This is a genomic window from Plantactinospora sp. BC1, assembly GCF_003030345.1.
In the GTDB taxonomy this organism is placed as follows: Bacteria; Actinomycetota; Actinomycetes; order Mycobacteriales; family Micromonosporaceae; genus Plantactinospora.
The window spans coordinates 6,280,074-6,295,840 of record NZ_CP028158.1; the positions used below are offsets into that span (position 1 = coordinate 6,280,074).

Consider the following 15,767-nt stretch of genomic DNA (forward strand, 5'->3'; position numbering starts at 1 on the left):
CCCAGGTGGGGGGCGCCCCGTCCCCCTTCAGGTGAGCGTCGAGGTCAGCGCCGGGCGGGCTGGCGCAGTACCGTGAACGCCACGACGAAGGCGGCGACCAGCAGCCCGGTGGCGACCGCGAAGGCCAGCCGGAACCCGCCGGTCAGCGCCGCCGGCTGGCTCGCACCGGCCGCGAGCAGTGCTTCGGTACGCCCGGCGGCGAGCGTGGCGAGCACCGCGACGCCGACCGCCATCCCGAGCTGCTGGGTGGTGTTGAAGAGTCCGGAGGCGAGCCCGGCGTCGTCGGAGCGGGAGCCGGACATGCCGAGGCTGGTCAGCGCCGGCAGGGCGAGTCCGAAACCGGCGGTCAGCAGCATCACCGGCAGCAGGTCGGTGAGATAGTCGGCCCGCACCGGGACCCGGGCCAGCAGCCCGAGCACCCCGACCAGCAGCACCAGCCCGGCGAGCAGGACGTTCCGCTCGCCGAACCGGGTGTTGAGCCGGGCCGAGACGCCGAGCGAGACCGCGCCGATCGTCACGGCGGCCGGCAGCATCGCCAGCCCCGTCCCGGCGGCGCCGTAGTCGAGCACCTGCTGGAGGTAGAGCGCGACCAGCACCTGGAACGCGAAGCACGCCGCGACCATCAGCACCTGCACCAGGTTGGCTCCGGCGACGTTGCGGGACCGGAGGATCCGCAGCGGCATCAGCGGGCTGGCCGCGGTGACCTGCCGGGCGACGAAGGCGGCGAGCAGCAGTACGGCGATTCCGCCGAAGCCGAGGGTGGCCGGCGAGGTCCAGCCGCGCGACTCGACGCTGACCACGGTGTGCAGGCCCAGCCCGAGGCCGGTGGTGACCAGCAGGGCGCCGAGGACGTCGGCGCCGGCCGCCCGGCCGAGTCCCCGGTCCGCCGGCAGTACGGGTCGGGCGATCGCCAGCGCCGCCAGCCCGATCGGCAGGTTGACGAAGAAGATCCACTGCCAACTGAGCAGGTCGGTGAGGACCCCGCCGAGTACCGAGCCGAGCGAGGCGCCGGCCGCGCCGGTGAAGGCGAAGACCGCGATGGCCCGGGCCCGCTCCCGGGGCTCGACGAAGAGCGTCACCAGGATGCCGAGGGCGACCGCGGTCGCCGCCGCGCTGCCGACGCCCTGGCCGAATCGGGCGATGATCAGCACCGCCGGGGAGTTGGCCATCCCGGCCAGTACCGACGCGCCGGTGAAGACCGCCGTGCCGGCCAGGAACATCCGCTTGCGGCCGAAGAGGTCGCCGAGCCGGCCGGCGAGCAGCAGCAGGCTGCCGAAGGCGAGCAGGTAGGCGTTGACCACCCAGCTCAGGCCGGCGGCGGAGAAGCCCAGGTCCCGCTGGATGGCCGGCATCGCCACGGTCACGATGCTGCCGTCGAGGATGGTCATCAGGGTTCCGGACGCGATCACCCCGAGGGCGAGCCAGCGCTGCCGGTACGCGGATCCGCCGGGTTCGGGCGGCGCGGCCGTCGCCGGGGCGGCGGCCGTGGGGGTGGTGGGAGCGGAAGTCTCGGACACGCTGTCCTCCTGTCAGGTGACACCGACAGGAGGGACCGTAACAGATAGTTCCGTTACAGACTATCTGTTTGCGATCTAGCTCTCGCGCTGGCGCGCCCGGCGTACCGGCCCGGGCGTCTCGACCGGCTCGGCCAGGTGACCCGTGACCAGCCCCTCCATCACCCGCAGGAAGACCTGCCGGTCCCGCTCGCCGAGCGCCGCCAGGACCTCCGCGTGCACCCGGTCCACGATCGCCTGGCTCTCCGCCGCCACCCGCGCCCCCTCGGCGGTGACCGCGATGATCCTGGCCCGCCGGTCCGTACTCGACGGCCGCCGCTGCGCCAGACCGGCCGCCTCCAGCGCGTCGACCGTGACCACCATGGTGGTCTTGTCCATGTCACCGATCTCGGCGAGCTGGGCCTGGGTCCGCTCCTCCCCGATGGCATGCACCAGCACGCAGTGCATCCGGGCGGTCAGCCCGATCTCGGCCAGCGCCGCGGCCATCCGGGTACGCAGCACGTGGCTGGTGCGGTCCAGCAGGAAGGAGACGTCCGGAACGGTCCGGGCCGGTGCCATGGCGGTCATGCCACCAGCATACCAATCCGTTCCGTTACGGATTATCTACCAGCAGTCATACTCGCCCGTCGCGCGCTCCCCGTGCCCGCGCTCAGCCCTTCACGGCGCCGATGATCACACCCTTGACGAAGTGCCGCTGCACGAAGGGATAGACCAGGACGATCGGCGAGACCGTGACCACCACCACCGCCATCTTGATCGCCAGCGTCGGCGGCATCGAGACGCCGAGCGTACCGGCGTTGTTCGGCGACTGGCCGGCCAGGATGAAGCTCTGCAACACCCGCTGGATCGGGAACTTCGAGTTGTCGTCGATGTAGAGCAGGGCGTTGAACCAGACGTTCCAGTAGCCGACCGCGTAGAAGAGCCCGACCACCGCGATCACCGCCCGGGAGAGCGGCAGCACGATCCGGGCCAGGATCCGGAACTCGCCGGCACCGTCGATCCGGGCGCTGTCCAGCAGCTCCGCCGGGATGTTCTGGAAGAACGCCCGCACCACCACCAGATTGAAGACGCTGATCGCGGTCGGCAGGATCAGCGCCCAGATCTGGTCCTTCAGGCCGAGCCCGGTGACCACCAGATAGCTCGGCACCATGCCGGGATAGATCAGGAAGGTCAGCAGGAAGTAGAAGAGCAGCCCTCGGTGCCCGACCGACCCCGGCCGGGACAACCCGTACGCGGCCAGCACGGTCAGCACCAGGCTCACCGCCGTACCGGCCAGGGTGACCAGGGTGCTGATCCAGAGCGCCTGGGTGACCAGTCCACCGGCGAAGATCGCCCGGTACGCCGAGAAGTCGATCTCCCTCGGCACCACCACCAGTCCCCCGGTGGCGTTGATCGTCTCCCGGGACGCCAGGCTGGTCACCAGCACCACCCAGAGCGGGATCAGCACCGCCAGCACCACACCGGTGAGTACGCCGCCCCGGAAGACCTGGCCGACGGTGCTCGGCTTCTCCTCCCAGGCCGGCCGCCGGTTCCGATCCCGGCGCCGCTGCGGCGGAGTCGTTCGCAGGGAATCCGTCACAGTCATGATCTTGAGTACACTCCCCGCTCGCCGAGCGCGTGGGCGAACCGGTTGGCCGCCAGGATCAGCACCAGCCCGACCACGGCCTTGAACAGCCCGGCCGCCGCGCCGTACCCGTAGTTGCCGGTGGTGATTGAGTTGTAGTAGACGAAGGTGTCCAGCACCTCGGCCGCCTGCCGCCCCACCGCGTCGCGTTGCAGCATGAACTGCTCGAAGCCGACCGAGAGCGCGTCACCGAGCCGCAGGATCAGCAGCAGTACGATCACCGGCCGCAACCCGGGCAGCGTCACGTGCCAGAGCCGCTTCCACCGGCTCGCCCCGTCGACCGCCGACGCCTCGTAGAGGTGCGGGTCGATGGTGGAGAGCGCGGCCAGGAAGACGATCGTGCCCCAACCGACGTCCTTCCACACCGTCTCGGCGGTGACCAGCACGATGAAGGTGTCCGGATTGGACATGATGTTCCAGGGTTCCAGCCCGACGTCGCGCATCTCCTGGGCGAGCAGCCCCGCCCCGCCGAACATCTGCACGAAGAACGTGACCACCAGTACCCAGCTGAAGAAGTGCGGCAGATAGACCACGGTCTGCACGAATCCCCGCAGCCTCGGCGAGAGGATGTTGTGCAGCATGATCGCCAACATGATCGGCAGCGGGAAGTAGAAGACGAGCTGGAACGCGGTGATCGCCAGGGTGTTGCGCAGCGCGTCCCAGAACGCCGGGTCGCCGAAGAGCGTCTCGAAGTGCGCCGTGCCGATCCACGGGCTGTGCAGGAAGGCCGCCAGCGGGGTGTCCCCGGCGTACGGGTTGTAGTCCTGAAACGCGACGACGTTGCCCAGCGTCGGCAGGTAGTGGAAGACCAGCAGCAGCAGGGCCGCCGGGGCCACCATCACCAGCAGCGGCCAGTCCCGGCGCAGCCGGGCCCGCAGCGGTGCCCGGTCGCGCCGCCGCGTCCGGGCCCGCCCGTGCCGCACCGGCTCCCGCCCCGGCCGGCCCGCCGGATCGGGGACCGGCCGGTCCGCCGCACGGCCGTCCCGGGACTGCTGCGGCAGGCTCCGCGGACTCTCTGCGGGGCGGGGCGGCGCGGCGGTGGGACCGGCGAGCGCGGTCGGCTCGTCGAGCCGGCCGCCGGCCTTCGGGGTTGTCGGGGCGTACCCGCCGGGCGGGCGGCTCCGGTCGTCGCCGGTGCCACCCGCCCGGGCTGTTTCGCGGGTACTCATCGCCCGGCGTCGGCCAACGCCTTGGCGCGGAACTCCCGGGCCTCGTCACCGCCGCCGTTGCGCCACTCGGTGATGATCGTGTCGAGGTCGCTCATCGGCCGGCGACCGCGCAGCAGGTCGGTCACCTTGTCGTCGGTCGGCGACAGGCTCGCCTTGAACCGGGCCGGCATCTCCAGCTTCAGTCCCGACCAGGGGTCCTTCTCCAGGTACTTCACCATCTCGTTGGAGTAGGTCAACATGTCCCGGACGTAGTTCGGGGTCTGCGGGAACGGCTGCACCACCGGGCTGCGCCCGCTGATGAAGAAGTACTGGTTGACGATCTCCTTGAAGCCGAGGTCGGTCTTGACCGGGCCGGTCGCGGTCCGGTTGTGGTGCTTGCCCTCCACCCCGTACTCGCGCAGGTCGAACTCCTTGGTGCCGAAGGGTGCCGAGCACCAGTTGATCACCCGCAGCAGTTCCTCCACCCGGGCCTTGCCCAGCCCCTTCTTGATGAAGGTGTACGAGATCGGGTTGTCGTCGCCCCAGACCAGCGGGTCACCGCCGGTGGCCGAGAAGATCGGCACGGGCTGGATGTTGAAGCCGGGGGTGATCCGCTGCTGCTCGGCCTGCATCGCCTGCCAGGCGCCCGGACCGTCCTGGAAGAAGATGATCCTGCCGCTCTGGATCAGCTGCTTGGAGTCGGCGCCCTTGCTGGCCACCAGGTCGGGGTGGACCAGACCGGCCTGGTAGACCTTGGCCATGAACTCGACGGACTGCTTGTATTCCGGCGTCTCGTACTTGAACTCCGGGGTGCCGTCCGACTTCAGCCGCCAGCCGTCGTCGGTGCCCGGCACCTTGTGGAACATCTGGACCATCGCGAAGATGTCGTTGAACGCCCAGACCCCCTTGCCGGGGTCGGTCACCTTCTTGCCGACCTCGAAGAGTTCCTCGATCGTCTTCGGATAACCGAGCCCGGCGGCGTCGAGCAGGTCCTTGCGGTAGAAGAGCGCCCAGGGGAACGGCCCGTCCTTGGGGCAGGGCACCGCCATCAGTCGCTCGTTCCAGAACGCGTTGCGCCAGGCCCCGGCCGGGAAGGTGGCCAGCATCGGGTACGGGTCGATCCCGGCGCCCTTGAGGTGGTCGGTGAGGTCCTCGAAGAGCGCGGCGGTGGCGTCGGCGAACCGCGGCAGCTTGGAGACCTCCCACTCCGGTACGCAGAGCAGGTCCGGTACGTCGCGGGCGCCGAGCATGGCGTTGAGCTTGTCGGCGTACGTGTTGCCGTCCTGGACGCTGAAGTTGACCTCGACGCCCAGCTCGGCGTTCACCGCCGCGAGGTACTGGCTCTGGCCGAGTCCGGGCGGAGCCGGCCCCCAGGCCGGGGTCATCGCGCTGATGCGCTGGCCGCTGGTGCCGGGCTTGTCGGTGATGGCGTCGACCAGCGTGCTCGGGAACTCGGTGTAGCCGTCCGGCACCGGGCGGGTGCCGACGATGCTCGGCTTGGGGATGCCGGGCGGCAGGTCCTTCTGGTTGGGCAGCAGGCCGGCGAGCTTGTCCAGGTTCTGCGCGCTGCTGGTGGAGGCCACCTCGCCGCCGCAGCCGGCGAGCAGGCCACTGCCGACGGTCGCCGCGGCACCGAGGCCCACCAGGCTCAGGAAGTTCCTACGGTTGGTGGCGCTGCCCGGGCCGGATGGTTGCACGGGGGCGCTCCCTTCGATATCGCCGACCGGGTCACGGACCCGCGTGGGACGCGGGAAAGTAACCCGTTCGGTTGCTGGGTGGATATGGGGTAGAGTTAGTTCGTCGGTTGACTAAACAAACGTAATCGACGGTGACCGGTGCCACAAGACACCGGAATCATGGCGCGGCGGGCGAGCGTGGCCCGGCGCGTGGCGGTGCGGCATGATGGGCGCACCGTCGGCAACCGGCGCGACACGGGGCCCGGAGACCGAAACGCGGGGAGCGGGGCTGATCTTGTTCACGACGCAGACCGGGCCACAGCCGGCCGATCTCGCCGACGTACGGGCCACGAATCTCGCCGTCGTCCTGCGCTTCGTCCGGACGCACGCGCCCTGCTCACGCGCTGACATCGCCGCCTCGACCGGGTTGAACAAGGCGACCGTCTCCAGCCTGGTCGCCGAGTTGCTCGACCGGCGTCTGGTCCGGGAGACCGGCCTGGCCGAGAACCGGATCGGCCGTCCCGCCACCATGCTGGTGGTCGACGGCGCCCCGTACGCGGCGATCGGCATCGAGGTGAGCATCGACGAGCTGACGGTGGTCGCCGTCGACCTCGCCGGCACCGAACTGCTCTCCTGGCGACGCGCCTTCGACGGCTCGTCCGCCTCCCCCGGCCGGGCGGTCAGCGCGATCGCGGCGCTCGCCGGCCGGGCCGTCAACCGGGTCGGCGGCCAGGGCCGGGAGGTGCTCGGCCTCACCGTCGCGGTCCCCGGCCTGGTCGACGCCGGTGGCACCGTCCGGCTCGCCACCACCCTCGGCTGGCGTGACCTGCCGCTCGGCGCCGACCTGCGCCGTGCGCTGCGCGACCCCGGCTACGAGGTGGTGGTGGACAACGACGCCAACCTCGCCGCCCTCGCCGAATACCGGCACGGTCCGCAGGCCGGCACCGCCAACCTGGTGCACCTGACCGGCGGCGCCGGGCTCGGCGCGGGGGTGGTCGCCGACGGCCGGCTGCTGCGCGGCGGACGCGGCTTCGCCGGCGAGCTGGGGCACGTACCGGTCGAACCGGACGGTCCGCTCTGTCCGTGCGGCCGGCGCGGCTGCCTGGAGGTGGTGGCCGGCATTCCGGCGCTGATCCGCCGGGCGCTGCCGGACGCGGCCGAGGACGGCCCGGTCACCGACTTCGCCCCCGAGGTCGACCGGATCCGCACCAAGGCCCGCCGGGGTGACCGCGCCACCCTCGACGCGCTGGCCGAGATCGGCCGGCACCTGGGCCGGGGCGTCGCGTTGCTGGCGAACCTGGTCAACCCCGAGGTCGTCCTGCTCGGCGGCTATTACGCGACGCTGGCACCGTGGCTGCTCCCCGCCGCCGAGGCCGAACTGCACGCCCACACGCTGGCTCCGGAGGCCGGCGGGGCCCGGCTGCTCGCCTCGGCCCTGGGCACCGGCGCGGCGGCGTCCGGTGGGGCGGCCCGGACGCTGGAGACCGTGGACGCCGGTCGGTTGCCGCTGCGCGACCCGGACCGTGGCGCCGCCCGTGAGCCGGGCCCGTCGGCCCGGGTCTCCCGGAAGACCCCCACCCGGTCCAGTACCGCACCCGGCGACCCGGAGCCGGAGGCGAAGGCCGATCCGGCCGCCGCGCAGGCGTCCGCCCCGCCGGAACCGCAGCCCACCGACCCGCCACGGCAACCGGCCGCCCAGCGCTGACCACCCACCACCGCTGACGGCGCGTCCACTGCGGGAACCCGTGCAGATTCGAGCGGGAACCGCCGTGGAAACCGATACCCACCAATCCGTTCGGCGCAACCCCTTGACCGGTACGGCGGCTGGTGGAAGCCTCGAAATGCTCCCTCGTGACCAGCGGGAAACCGCTATCCACGGTGGAGTATCTTTTCCCTGGCCGTCGAAGCGCTTCGAGCTTCCCGGGCTGACGGCCGGGCACCCGCCGCTCCATCCCGTCCCCGCCGGATTCGAAGCGCTTCGACTCGCCACCACCCCGGTTCCCACCGCCGCCGCGCTAGTCGAAGATCATGGAAGGTGATCGACCATGACCGACCCGACGTTCCGCGACCCCGACCAGCCGCTCGACGTACGCGTCGCCGACCTGCTCGGCCGGCTCAGCCGGGCGGAGAAGATCGCGCTGCTGCACCAGCACCAGGCCCCGGTGCCCCGACTCGGGCTGCCGGCGTTCCGCACCGGCACCGAGGCGTTGCACGGGCTGGCCTGGCTCGGCCCGGCCACGGTCTTCCCGCAGGCGCTCGGGCTCGGCAGCACCTGGAACCCCGAACTGATCCGGGCCGTCGGCGCGGCGGTCGGCGACGAGGTGCGGGGCCTGCACCAGAAGGACCCGACCCGGGTCGGGCTGAACGTCTGGGCGCCGGTGGTCAACCCGCTGCGCGACCCCCGCTGGGGCCGCAACGAGGAGGGCTACGCCGAGGACCCCTGGTTGACCAGTTGGCTCGGCACGGCGTACGCCCGGGGACTGCGCGGCGACCACCCCGACTACCTGAAGACCGCGCCGACGCTGAAGCACTTCCTCGGCTACAACAACGAGACCGACCGGTGCACCACGTCGAGCAACCTGCCGCCCCGGGTGCTCTACGAATACGAGCTGCCCGCGTTCCGGGCCCCCATCGCCACCGGGGCGGCGGTGGCCGTGATGGCCTCCTACAACCTGGTCAACGGCCGGCCGGCACACCTGAGCCCGTTGATCGGCACCGAGCTGCGCCGCTGGACCAGTGACGAGATCCTGGTGGTCAGCGACGCCGGTGCGGTCTCCAACATCGCCGGTGCGCAGGGCTACCACCCCGACCACCCCAGTGGGTACGCCGCCGCGCTGCGGGCCGGCATCGACAGCTTCACCGAGGACAGCGAGGACCCCGGGCCCACCGTCGAGCGGCTCACCGAGGCGCTGCGGCGCGGACTGCTCGACGAGTCCGACCTGGACACGGCGGTACGGCGGATCCTCACCGTCCGGTTCCGGCTCGGCGACCTCGACCCGCCCGAGCGGAACCCGTACACGGCGATCACGGCAGACGTGATCAACTGCCCGGCACACCAGGAGCTGGCCCGGGAGGCCGCCCGGCAGTCGCTGGTGCTGCTCCGCAACGTACCCCGGCCCGGCACCGGGGCGCTGCTGCCGCTGGACCCGGGCCGGATCGGCCGGCTGGCCGTACTCGGGCCGCTCGCCGACACGCTCTACGAGGACTGGTACAGCGGCACCCTGCCGTACGCGATCACCGCCCGCGACGGGCTGGCCGCCCGGTTCGCCCCGGCGAGCACGCCGCACCACTGCGGTGCGGACCGGATCGCGCTGCGCACCGCCGACGGCTACGTCCGGGCCGCCGGTGACCCGGAGGGCGCGCCGCTGCGCCTGGCGGTCGGCCCGGAGCCGGCGCCGGGCGGCGTCGCCATCCCGGACGGCAGGGTCGGGCCGCCGGAGGATGCCGCCGGGCCGCCCGGGGCCGGCGGCGGCACGGCCCAGGGCGACACGACCGGGCCGGTGCCGCAGGACGGCTGGTTCGAGGTCTTCGACTGGGGCCAGGACGTCGTCGCGCTGCGCAGCGTGGCCAACGGCCGGCACGTCGGCGCCGACGAGGCGGGCCTGCTGGTCAACGACCGGCCCGGCCCGGGCGGCTGGGTGGTCCGGGAGACGTTCCGGCTGGTCGACCGGGACACCGGCGACCGGGTGCTGCACCACCTGGCCAGCGGACGCTACGTCCGGGTCGGTCCGGACGGGGTGCTCCGGGCCGACGCGGTCGCCCCCGCCGACGGTACCGGTTTCACCGTCGAACTGGTCGCCGACGGTGCGGCCGAGGCGGCGGCGCTGGCCCGGGACGCCGACGTCGCCGTCGTGGTGCTCGGCAACCACCCGATGGTCTGCGGCCGGGAGACCGAGGACCGGGCCGACCTGGCCCTGCCGAAGGCGCAGGAGGCGCTGCTCCGGGCGGTCCACGCGGCCAACCCGCGTACCGTGCTGGTGGTCAGCAGCAGCTACCCGTACGCGCTGAACTGGGCCGACGAGCACCTGCCGGCGATCGTATGGTCGGCGCACGGCGGTCAGGAGTACGGCGCCGCGCTGGCGGCCGTGCTCGCCGGGGACGCCGACCCGGGCGGCCGGCTGACCCAGACCTGGTACCACGACGCCGCCAGACTGCCGGACCTCTTCGACTACGACGTGATAGCCACCGACACCACCTATCTCTACCATCGGGGCACCCCGCTCTATCCGTTCGGCCACGGGCTGAGCTACGCCGAATTCGCCTACTCCGACCTGCGGCTGAGCGCGGACGAGGTGGACGCGGCCGGGGAGGTCGAGGTCAGCGTGCGGGTGACCAACGTCGGTTCGCGGCCGGGCGACGAGGTGGTCCAGCTCTACACCCGACAGCGGCGGTCCCGGGTCAAGCAGCCGCTGCGCCAGCTCCGCGGCTTCGCCCGGGTGAGCCTGGCCCCGGGCGCGCAGACCACGGTACGGCTGCGGCTGCGCGCCAGCGAGTTGGCGCACTGGGACGTGACCCGGGGCCGGTACGTGGTGGAGGACGCCCGGCACACCGTCGCGGTCGGCCGGTCCAGTGCCGACCTGGTGTTGACCGCCACCCTGGCGGTGCACGGTGAGCCGGTGCGTCCCCGCGCGGCGCTGGCCGGCCCACTCCGCGCAACCGACCACGACGAGTACGCCGGCACCGAGCCGCTGCCGGACGGCCCGGACGGCGCGGCGGTGGTCGCCCGGGAGGCGGGCGGCTGGATCCGCTTCTCCCGGGTCGACTTCGGTGCCGGGGTACGCGGCGTCACCGCCCGGGTCGGTGCCGAGCGACCGCTGCCGGACGGGGCCGAGCTGCTGCTCCGGCTGGACGACCCGGTCCGGGGTCCGGTGGCCGGCACGGTCGCCATCCCACCGGTCGTCGACCCGGAACCGGGCGACGGCGCGGCGCCGAACGGCGAGGTGACCGGCGACTGGCGCGGCGGGGCGACCGGGGTACGGGATCTGTACCTGCTCTTCGACTCCCCCGGCGCTACGGTGAGCTGGTTGACCTTCGTGGCCGGTGCGGACGGCCCGGACGCGGACGCTGCCGGGACGGGAAGTGGAGGCGCCTAGTGTCCGAGTCGTCGCCTCCCACCGCCCCGCGACCGGCGCCCCCGCAGTCCGCCGAGGGCCCCGCCAAGCGGGCCGACATGGTGACCATCGCCGACGTGGCCCGGCACGCCGGAGTCGCGGTCAGCACCGTCTCCTACGTGCTCAGCGGCAAGCGCGCCATCTCGGCGTCGACCCGGGAGCGGGTACTCGCCAGCGTGCGCGGCCTCGGCTACCACCCGAACGCCGGGGCCCGGGCGCTGGCCAGCAGGCGGGCCAACGTGATCGCCCTGGTGCTGCCGCTGCGCTCCGGCATGCACCTGCCGGTACTCATGCAGTTCGCCACCGCCGTGGTGACCACGGCCCGGCAGTTCGACCACGACGTGCTGCTGATGACCGCCGACGAGGGACCGGCCGGGCTGCGCCGGATCGCCGCCAGCGCGATGGTCGACGGCATCGTGCTGATGGACGTGGAGATGCACGACCCCCGGGTGCCGCTGCTGCGCGACCTGGAACGACCCAGCGTGCTGATCGGCTTTCCGGCCGACTCCTCCGGGCTCACCTGCGTCGACCTGGACTTCTACCGGGCCGGTCAGGCCTGTGTCGAGCATCTGGCCGGGCTCGGGCACCGCTCGATCGCGCTGCTCGGCGCCCCGGCGGTGGTCTACGACCGGGACACCGGTTTCGCCCACCGCACCCGGGCCGGTTTCGCCGAGACGGCACAGCGGCACGGGATCGCGGCGGTCGCCCAGCCCTGCGAGGAGAACTTCGACGCGGTCGCCCAGGAGCTGGCCGGGCTGCTGGAGCGCCAGCCGGAGCTGTCGGCGCTGGTGGTGCACAACGAGGCGGCGGTCGGCCAGGTGCTCGCCGCGCTGCCGTCGCTCGGCCGGCGGGTGCCGGAGGACATCTCGGTGGTGGCGATCTGCCCGGACGAGGTCGCCGAACGGGCCAGCCCGGCGCTCACCTCGGTGCTGATCCCGGCCGAGGAGGTCGGCCGGCAGGCGGTGTCGCTGCTGATGCGCAAGCTGGAGGAGGAGCCGGTCCCGGAGGGCACCCTGCTGCCACCCCGGCTCACCGTCCGGGCCAGCACGGCGGCCGCGCCGCCGCCGGTCCAGGCCGGGCGGGTACGCACCGGCTCGCCGGCCGGCTGAGCGCGGGGGCCGGCTTCCCCGGCGTACGGCTTCTTGATCGGCAACGGTCGGGCTGGTCGACTCGGGGGCATGGCCAACCACATGACCCCGGACGAGTTCCGCCGGCACGGGCACCAGGTCGTCGACTGGATCGCCGACTACTGGGCCACCCTGGACCAGCGGCCGGTCACCTCCGCCGATCCGCCCGGCACGGTCGCCGCCCGGCTGCCGACCGGCCCGCCCGAGCGGGGTGAGCCGTTCGACCGGCTCCTCGCCGACCTGGACACGGTGATCACGCCCGGTCTCACCCACTGGCAGCATCCCCGGTTCTTCGGCTACTTTCCGGCGAACACCTCCGGCCCGAGCGTGCTCGGCGACCTGGTCGGCGCCGGCCTCGGGGTGCAGGGCATGCTCTGGTCGACCGGTCCGGCCTGCACCGAGGTCGAGACGGTGGTGCTGGACTGGCTGGCCGAACTGCTCGACCTGCCGGCCCGGTTCCGGTCCACCGGCTCCGGCGGCGGGGTGATCCAGGACTCGGCCTCCTCGGCCATCCTGATCGCCGTACTGGCCGCGCTGCACCGGGCCGGCGGCGGGCGGTGGCGGGGGTACGGGGTGCGGCGGGCGTACCGGGTATACACCTCCACCCAGGGGCATTCGGCGATCGAGAAGGCGGTCCGGATCGCCGGACTCGGCGACGCGGGGCTGCGTACGGTCGCGGTCGATCCGCAGACCCTGGCGATGGACCCGGCGGCGCTGCGTACGGCGATCGAGGCGGACCGGGCCGCCGGACTGGTCCCGGCGGCGGTGGTGGCGACGATCGGCACCACCTCCACCAACGCGGTCGACCCGATCCCGGCGATCGGCGAGCTGTGCCGGGAGTACGGCCTCTGGCTGCACGTCGACGCCGCGTACGCCGGTGCCGCGGCGGTCTGCCCGGAACTGCGCCACACCCACGCCGGGCTGGAGCACGCCGACTCGTACTGCTTCGACCCGCACAAGTGGCTGCTCACCGGCTTCGACTGCGACGCGTTCTGGGTGGCGGACCGGGCGGAGCTGGTCGAGGCGCTGACGGTGCTGCCGGAGTACCTGCGCAACGCGGCGACCGACTCCGGCGAGGTGCTCGACTACCGCGACTGGCAGGTGCCGCTCGGGCGGCGGTTCCGGGCCCTGAAACTCTGGTTCGTGCTGCGCTGGTACGGCGCCGAGGGGCTGCGGGCGCACATCCGGGAGACGATCGGGCTGGCCGGCTGGTTCGCCGAGCAGGTCCGGGCCGACCGGCGCTTCGAACTGGTCGCGTCGGGCCCGTTCGCGCTGGTCTGCTTCCGGCTGCGGTCGACCGGTGACGATGCCGCCGACGACGAGGCCAACGCCGAACTGCTGGCCCGGGTGAACGCGACCGGCCGGGCGTACCTGACGCACACCCGGGTGGCGGGGCGTTACACGCTGCGGCTGGTGCCCGGTTCGCCGTACACCCGGCAGGAGCACGTGGCGCAGACCTGGCGGCTGATCGGCGAGACCGCGGCGGCGCTGCCGGATCGGCGGAACTGAGCTGGGCCGGGCGGCGGTCGGTGAGCGGACCGACCGCCGCCCGGTGGGCGCTGCTCCGGGTCAGGCGGAGGCGCGCAACGCGGCGATGAACCACTCGAACATCGGCACCCGGGGCGGGAACGGCGGCCGGTCGTTGAGCACGCCCAGCAGCTCCCAGTACCGCTCGACCCGGCGGTCGGTGAAGGTCGCCACCTCGTCGGCGACCCGGACCCGCTCCCGCGCCGGAAGTCCCGGATCCACGATCCGGTCCAGGACCGCCCGGCCCTGCGCCGAGTCCGGGGCGATCCCCTCCGCCAGCGCCTGACCGGCCTGCTCGATCACCACCGTCGGGTCGTACGGCGGCGGCCCGGTCGGGGCGCCACCCGGCTGCCCGCCGGCCACCGCCATCTGCCGGGTCCGCTGCGCGAACTCCGGGTCGCTGACGAGTTCGGCGAGTTCGAGCCAGGCGTCCACCTGCTCCGGGGTGGGGTCGTCGGGCAGCTCGGCGGGCATCTGCCGCATCGCCTCGGCGATCCTCGCCCCGGGCTCCTGCGGGTCGATGCCGGCGAAGATACGGTCCACGAATTCGTCGATCATCCGCTGCCGCTCCTGCGCGGAAAGTCGGGCCAGCCTGTTCATCACGCTCATCTCCTCGGTCGTACTGTTCCGTCGCGCGATCGACCGCAGCACGGCCCGACGCACCTGGAGCGTGCGGATCTCCGCGTCCAGGGCGCGCACGTGCGCCCGGGCCACGTCGGCCACCGTGCTCTGCCGGGCCAGGACCCGCTGCACCGTGCCGAGGTCGAGCCCGAGTTCCCGCAGCGTCCGGACCAGTTCCAGCCGGGCCACCGCCTCGGTGTCGTAGAGGCGATAACCACCCGCGGACCGGCCGGTCGGCGGGATGACGTCGATGTCCGACCAGAAGCGGATGGTCCGGACCGGCAGGCCGGTACGTCGGGCGAGCTGTCCGATCGTGAACAGCTCGGTACGGTCGTTCACGGGAAGAGCATCAACCTTCCAGTCGCTGGAGACTCAAATCCAATATCCCGCACCGGGCCGCCCGGCGGCGGCTGACGGTCGGTGTCGGGGCGTCAGGACCGCTACGGGCTGCGGGAGAATCACCACCTATCCGGCAGGCGGCACGCGCGTCAGCTCCGTGGGCGCGGCGCGCGGGCCGGGCTTCCGCCCGACCCGCGCCCGGTCCAGGTTCACGTCCCCGAGGCCGGGTGACGCGATCGCCGTCCCGATCATCCGTGCCGGGGCTCCCACCGGAAGTACCGGCCGGCGACGAGCAGCGACACCAGCAGCCAGACCAGCAGTACCCCGAAGGAGGGCAGCGTCTCGACGAAGGTGCCGGCGAAGCTCAGGGTCTGACCCTCGTCGGTGCGGCCGAGCCAACCGACGCGCATCACCTCGGTGAACGGGCCGTTGGGCAGGAACCAGAGCACCCGCTCCAGCGACTCCGGCAACGCGCCGAGCGGCAGCAGCGCACCCGGCGTGGCCAGGAAGATCACCACGGTCGGCAGGGTGGTGAGCATGGCCGCCTCGGAGCTGCGGGTGATCGCGGAGAGCGCGGCCGAGAACGCCGCCATGATCGAGCAGCCGAAGAGCAGCGCCACCACCATGACCACCGGGTTCCTGGGCATCGGCAGGTCCAGGACCAGGACCGCGTAGGCGGCCAGCGCGACGAACTGGGCGAGGAAGATCGCCACGGTACTGCTGGCCGTGCCGAAGAGGATCGTGCGGTCCGAGGCGAGCCCGGCGCGCAGCCGCTTGAGCACCAGTTCCTGGCGGCGTGCGGCGTACACGGTGGTCAGATGGTGGTGCACCAGGAAGACCATGACCAGGGTGGTGACGCTGACGACCCGGCGCACCCCGGGCACCGGCTGGCCGCCGTACTCGCTGACCAGCAGCAGGGCGATCATCAGCGGGGTCACCACGGACATCGCGGTGGAGGTCCAGCTACGGCGTAGCGCCAGCAGCTCCATCTTGAGCATCGCGGCCATCTGCCAGAACGGCCTGCTCGCGCGGTCGCCCGAGGTGGCCTCGGGGAGGGGGCTCGGCGTCGTCATCGTCCCG

11 protein-coding genes are annotated in these 15,767 nt (G+C 72.7%); 4 read left to right on the top strand and 7 right to left on the bottom strand.

All coding sequences use genetic code 11. The annotated features are described in order from the left end of the window. Positions 1–44: 44 nt before the first annotated feature. From C6361_RS27600 to C6361_RS27620, 5 genes are all read right to left on the bottom strand, one after another. Entirely contained in the window at positions 45–1,517 is a 1,473-nt protein-coding gene (locus tag C6361_RS27600) for a DHA2 family efflux MFS transporter permease subunit (protein ID WP_234359042.1), read from the bottom strand. 75 nt (positions 1,518–1,592) lie between these two features. After that, positions 1,593–2,081, bottom strand: a complete 489-nt coding sequence (locus C6361_RS27605; RefSeq protein ID WP_107269484.1) for a MarR family winged helix-turn-helix transcriptional regulator — start codon at positions 2,079–2,081, stop codon at positions 1,593–1,595. 82 nt (positions 2,082–2,163) lie between these two features. Then, a complete protein-coding gene (locus C6361_RS27610) occupies positions 2,164–3,099 on the bottom strand; it encodes a carbohydrate ABC transporter permease (RefSeq protein WP_107261156.1) in 936 nt (311 codons plus the stop codon). Beyond that, entirely contained in the window at positions 3,096–4,307 is a 1,212-nt protein-coding gene (locus C6361_RS27615; protein WP_234359043.1) for a sugar ABC transporter permease, read from the bottom strand. The genes C6361_RS27610 and C6361_RS27615 overlap by 4 nt, the downstream gene beginning before the upstream one ends. Continuing rightward, positions 4,304–5,983 (bottom strand): extracellular solute-binding protein, encoded by a 1,680-nt coding sequence (locus C6361_RS27620; RefSeq protein WP_107269485.1) that lies wholly within the window; start codon positions 5,981–5,983, stop codon positions 4,304–4,306. The genes C6361_RS27615 and C6361_RS27620 overlap by 4 nt, the downstream gene beginning before the upstream one ends. A gap of 274 nt (positions 5,984–6,257) precedes the next feature. Between C6361_RS27620 and C6361_RS27625 the strand changes: the two genes are divergently transcribed. From C6361_RS27625 to C6361_RS27640, 4 genes are all read left to right on the top strand, one after another. Further along, positions 6,258–7,667 (top strand): ROK family transcriptional regulator, encoded by a 1,410-nt coding sequence (locus C6361_RS27625; RefSeq protein ID WP_234359044.1) that lies wholly within the window; start codon positions 6,258–6,260, stop codon positions 7,665–7,667. A 340-nt stretch (positions 7,668–8,007) separates the two neighbouring features. Beyond that, positions 8,008–11,055 carry a glycoside hydrolase family 3 protein gene (locus tag C6361_RS27630; RefSeq protein ID WP_107269486.1) on the top strand — a complete coding sequence of 1,016 codons (3,048 nt, stop codon included), beginning with the start codon at positions 8,008–8,010 and terminating at the stop codon, positions 11,053–11,055. A 77-nt stretch (positions 11,056–11,132) separates the two neighbouring features. After that, on the top strand, positions 11,133–12,182 hold the full coding sequence (locus tag C6361_RS27635; protein WP_107261162.1) for a LacI family DNA-binding transcriptional regulator: 1,050 nt from the start codon (positions 11,133–11,135) through the stop codon (positions 12,180–12,182). Positions 12,183–12,251: 69 nt separating this feature from the next. Next, positions 12,252–13,709, top strand: coding sequence for a pyridoxal-dependent decarboxylase (locus C6361_RS27640; protein ID WP_234359045.1), 1,458 nt, complete (start codon positions 12,252–12,254; stop codon positions 13,707–13,709). A 60-nt stretch (positions 13,710–13,769) separates the two neighbouring features. Here the strand turns inward: C6361_RS27640 and C6361_RS27645 are convergent, their stop codons facing one another. Further along, positions 13,770–14,687, bottom strand: a complete 918-nt coding sequence (locus C6361_RS27645; RefSeq protein WP_107269487.1) for a MerR family transcriptional regulator — start codon at positions 14,685–14,687, stop codon at positions 13,770–13,772. A 248-nt stretch (positions 14,688–14,935) separates the two neighbouring features. Beyond that, positions 14,936–15,760: an ABC transporter permease gene (locus C6361_RS27650; RefSeq protein ID WP_107269488.1), complete on the bottom strand. Its 825-nt coding sequence runs from the start codon at positions 15,758–15,760 to the stop codon at positions 14,936–14,938. Between the last annotated feature and the right edge of the window lie 7 nt (positions 15,761–15,767).